Source organism: Klebsiella sp. 141153, from assembly GCF_032601995.1.
Taxonomy (GTDB): Bacteria; Pseudomonadota; Gammaproteobacteria; order Enterobacterales; family Enterobacteriaceae; genus Klebsiella; species Klebsiella aerogenes.
Genome location: NZ_JAQIRJ010000051.1, coordinates 1 through 262, shown reverse-complemented (window position 1 = coordinate 262; position 262 = coordinate 1). Strand labels below are relative to the sequence as shown.

Here is a 262-nt window from a genome sequence, read left to right as displayed (position 1 = left end):
TTCCTTTTTTAATAAGGTTAGCAAGCTCGCTTGCCAGTTCTGGACTGTCTCCCATTTGCCAGGCCCCTGCGCCTGGATATTTCATTTCTATTTCCCTAAGCTTAACCATTAATGCATCTGCCTAACCGTTGATGAAAAAAGTAATAATAGTATTAGCGTTAATGGGGTCACCATTAACAGTAATACGTTACCTCAGATAGTGTGGTTTGCTCTTCGCTCAGACTGGAGCTTAAACTCAGTTGGTTCATCCGCGCAGTGCCAA

At 43.1% G+C, this 262-nt stretch carries 1 pseudogene; it reads right to left on the bottom strand.

From position 1 onward, the window contains the following. Positions 1 to 109, bottom strand: a pseudogene (locus PGS10_RS25020) (ASCH domain-containing protein); the annotation flags it as partial. Between the last annotated feature and the right edge of the window lie 153 nt (positions 110 to 262).